This window comes from Aquiflexum sp. (assembly GCF_977115555.1).
The window spans coordinates 1-3,696 of record NZ_CDSBKL010000391.1 but is presented as its reverse complement, the minus strand read 5'-3'; the positions used below and the strand labels follow the sequence as shown (position 1 = coordinate 3,696).

Below are 3,696 nucleotides of genomic sequence, written 5' to 3'. Positions count from 1 at the left end.
ATCAGGATCAATCCTGAAAACCAGGTTGAAACCATCGCTTCCATTTCAGGATTGTTTGAGGATCTCAATGCCCAAAAAATGGATTACAGCTTCATGGATGAAGATTTTCAGTCTCTATACCTTCAGGAGCAGCGCATTTCCAAACTCGCCAGGTATTTTGGAATGGTTGCTATTTTCCTATCCTGTTTGGGTTTGTTTGGTTTGGCGGCATTTACCGTCGAAAACCGCAAAAAAGAAATCGGGGTCAGGAAAGTCCTTGGAGCCTCAATCAGCGGTATTTTGACCATGATAGTCAAAGATTTTATCCTTTTGGTTCTGATCGCTATCCTGATTATGGTTCCTTTGGGATGGTATTTATCCAACTCATGGCTCCAAGGTTATGCTTATAAAACCAACTTAAGTTGGTGGATTTTTGCAGGATCAGCAGGAGTTCTTCTTTTTATAGCTTTGGCTACAGTAAGTTTTCAGGCTTTTAAAGCTGCGACTGCCAATCCTGTTAATTCTTTGTCTTCTGAATAATAATCTCATGTTAAAAAACCATTTCATTATTGCATGGAGAGTATTAAATAAAAACCGGATGTATTCCCTTTTGAATATTTCTGGCTTGACGATAGGTATTGCAGGTTTTTTGATGATTCTTTTTTATATCGTTGACGAGAAAAGCTATGACCGCTTTTATTCAAATTCCGGAGATATATACAGGATCACATCCCATTGGGGAACGGAAGAGGGTTCCCAATATGCCACAGCACCGCCTCCATTAGGCCAAAGTTTAAAAGATATATCTGAAGTTGAAGCAGTCACGAGAATATTGAAATGGAATGATTTTACCGTACAGCCCGAAACAGGTCCCAATGCAGATCAGATTTTTAGGGAAGCATCTGTTTTTTATGCTGAACCAAATTTCTTTGAAGTGTTTGACTTTGAAATCCTGGCAGGAAGTTCCATCGCTCTCGAAGGAGGTAAAAGTGTGATCATTACCGAATCCACAGCAAAAAGATATTTTGGAGAAATTCCGACTGCTGAAGTTGTTGGAAAAAATTTATTGATTGGAAGTGGTTCTACTGACTTGATGATGGTCACCTCAGTGATCAAAGATATTCCTTCCCAATCCCATTTTCATTTTGATATGCTGGTGCATAACATTGAAATGCATCGAGAGATTTTTCTGATGGACAATTGGATGTGGTCTATTCTCCATACCTATGTGAAAGTGAAAACCAACCAAAAGGATGCCCTATCCGGTAAACTGAAGCAGATTGTAGATAATGAAATAAGGCCGCGGCTTTCAGGCGACCAAGCTTCAACTGATTTTTATTTTGGCCTTCAACCGGTTCAGGATATTCACCTCCATTCTCATTTACTCAGGGAGCATGAAGTGAATGGTTATCAAAGTTATGTCAACATTCTTTCATTGGTAGGATTAATAGTCCTTTCTTTGGCAAGTATCAACTTTATGAATCTGTCTACTGCCAAAAGCACCAAAAGGTCGTTGGAAGTCGGGGTAAGGAAAGTGATGGGTTCCAAGAGGTTTCAATTGGTAGGTCAGTTTATGGCTGAGGCATTTGTTCTTGTATTGGTGAGTACCCTGTTATCTTTGGTATTGGTGGAGTTGTCCAATGGATTATTCAACCAAATAAGCGGAAAACAAATCCGCTTTAATATTTTTCAATTGTCATGGATCTGGGGAGTCATACCTTTACTCATTCTTTCTTTATCGGTGTTGGCGGGTTTTTATCCGGCATTTTACCTTTCATCTTTCCAGCCACTAAAGGTCATCAAAGGAGTACAGATTCAGGGAAAAAATACCATTGGTCTAAGGAGTGGATTGGTCGTTTTTCAGTTTAGTATTTCTTTGATTTTGATCATATGCGCTCTTATTGTCCAAAGGCAGTTGGGCTTTATCCAAAAATCAAATATCGGATTTGATAGGGAGCAGCTGCTTATTGTCCACAATGACGGCGAAATCAAAAACGAAGAACGGGAAATTTTCAAAAGTAGGTTTGCTTCAAGCTCACTCATAGCATCCCTTGCTTTTTCTACCGGGATTCCTTTGCCCGGTAATTTTCAGATGAGGGGTTTCAGCCTTCCTGAAAATAATGCTGACAATGGCATGAATTGGTACGAATCTGATGATGACTATGTCACTACCTTAAAGATGGAAATCAAATCGGGTAGAAACTTCAGTGATATTCCCGGATCGGATAAAAGTAAAGCATTGATCAATGAACGTGCAGCAGCAATATTGGGGATAAGTGAAAATCCCATTGGCCAAAAAATCATCAAGAACCAGGGCGCAGATGATGAGGCTGAATTGGAAGTGATTGGGATCCTGATGGATTTCAATTTTGAATCGCTCAGAGAGGAAATCAAACCCTTGGTAATCGAATACATGGATGATTATTTCCTTCGGGATTACATCACGGTCCGTCTGAAGCCCGGTGATTTCGATGCCGGCATCTCAGCATTACAGGCAACATGGAAGGAGTTTGAACCAAGGGTACCGATGAATTATACTTTTCTCGATGAGGACTTCCAAGCAATCTACAGATCAGAAATGCAGATGGGAAAATTGATGAATGCGCTTACAATGATATCCATCTTCATTGCCTTTTTGGGATTGTTTGGATTGACAGCATACACAGTGCAGCAAAGGTCCAAAGAAATAGGCATCAGAAAGGTTTTTGGAGCAGGCCATGCTGAAATTTTTTTGTTGCTTTCGGTAAGTTATGTCAAACTCATTGCCATTTCCTGCCTGATAGGCATCCCTTTGGCATATTTGCTGATAGGGAGATGGTTGGATGATTTTGCGTTTAAGGTGCCTTTTGAACTATGGATATTCTTGACAGCAGGCTTCGGATGTTTGGGTTTGGCAATTGTAACCGTGGCTTTCCAGTCATATAAAAGCATAGGAACCAATCCAATAAAAATATTGAAAAGTTTATAAGGATAACTCCTGACATTGTATTTCAAGAATGAAACCGAATCACAGAAACTAAAACCATACTATTTTTTTAGAAAAATGAAAACCGGGATCGAGGGATTCCGGTTTTTTAAGCCTTCACTTTTGTTCAAAGTTAAATTTTAAAGCATTTCATAGTTATTATTGTACAAACTTTTTGAAGTCTTTGCTCAGCATCTTTATTAAATCTCATGAATTGCTCTCGTAAAAATTCAATTGCTTCCAGCCTCTCCTTTGGACTCTTTTGGGACCAATAGGTGAAATTGGATGAATCATTTTCCGATGTGGTTATTTTTACTACTCTTTCCAAAACCTAAATGAAACCACTTTTTTATTCCAAAAACCAATCCGCCCAATCCGATCAATGCACAGATTCCAAACCAAAATATGGGATCATACCTGTCATTAATAAGCCTGTAACCTGCTGTAAAAAGGAACAATAATATTCCTGTATAGACCCATGAATTTTGATCTTCAAGCCGGTTAGGTAAGTCAGCAATCAATGGAAGATCTATCAACGTCCTCAATTCATTCCAATGCCATACCAATAAGACAAGGTTGGCGAAAAGCATCATGCCGGTGATGACAGGCGTATAATTGAAATCCATTGAAATGGTGATCACAAAGACATTGAGGATAATGGGGAAATTGATGACTGCCCCCAATTTGGCATAGCGCTGTGTCATCAATAGCAATCCTGCTATCAATTGTCCCCATCCTAAAAATTGCCAATA

The 3,696-nt window shown here is 39.3% G+C and carries 2 protein-coding genes and 1 pseudogene; 2 read left to right on the top strand and 1 reads right to left on the bottom strand.

Going from position 1 to position 3,696, the window contains the following annotated elements:
• The coding region (locus ACZFYI_RS17180) for an ABC transporter permease (protein ID WP_462525356.1) at positions 1 to 519 on the top strand (519 nt) is incomplete at its 5' end.
• A 58-nt stretch (positions 520 to 577) separates the two neighbouring features.
• The gene (locus ACZFYI_RS17175; protein WP_462525355.1) at positions 578 to 2,947 is read left to right on the top strand and encodes an ABC transporter permease; all 2,370 of its coding nucleotides are present in this window, start codon (positions 578 to 580) and stop codon (positions 2,945 to 2,947) included.
• Between the two features lie 287 nt (positions 2,948 to 3,234).
• Here the strand turns inward: ACZFYI_RS17175 and ACZFYI_RS17170 are convergent.
• Positions 3,235 to 3,696 (bottom strand): annotated as a pseudogene (locus ACZFYI_RS17170) (hypothetical protein); the annotation flags it as partial.

Coding starts and splice junctions, on each gene's coding strand:
- ACZFYI_RS17175 (WP_462525355.1), top strand. CDS start 578: ATGTATTCCCTTTTGAATATTTCTGGCTTGACGATAGGTATTGCAGGT.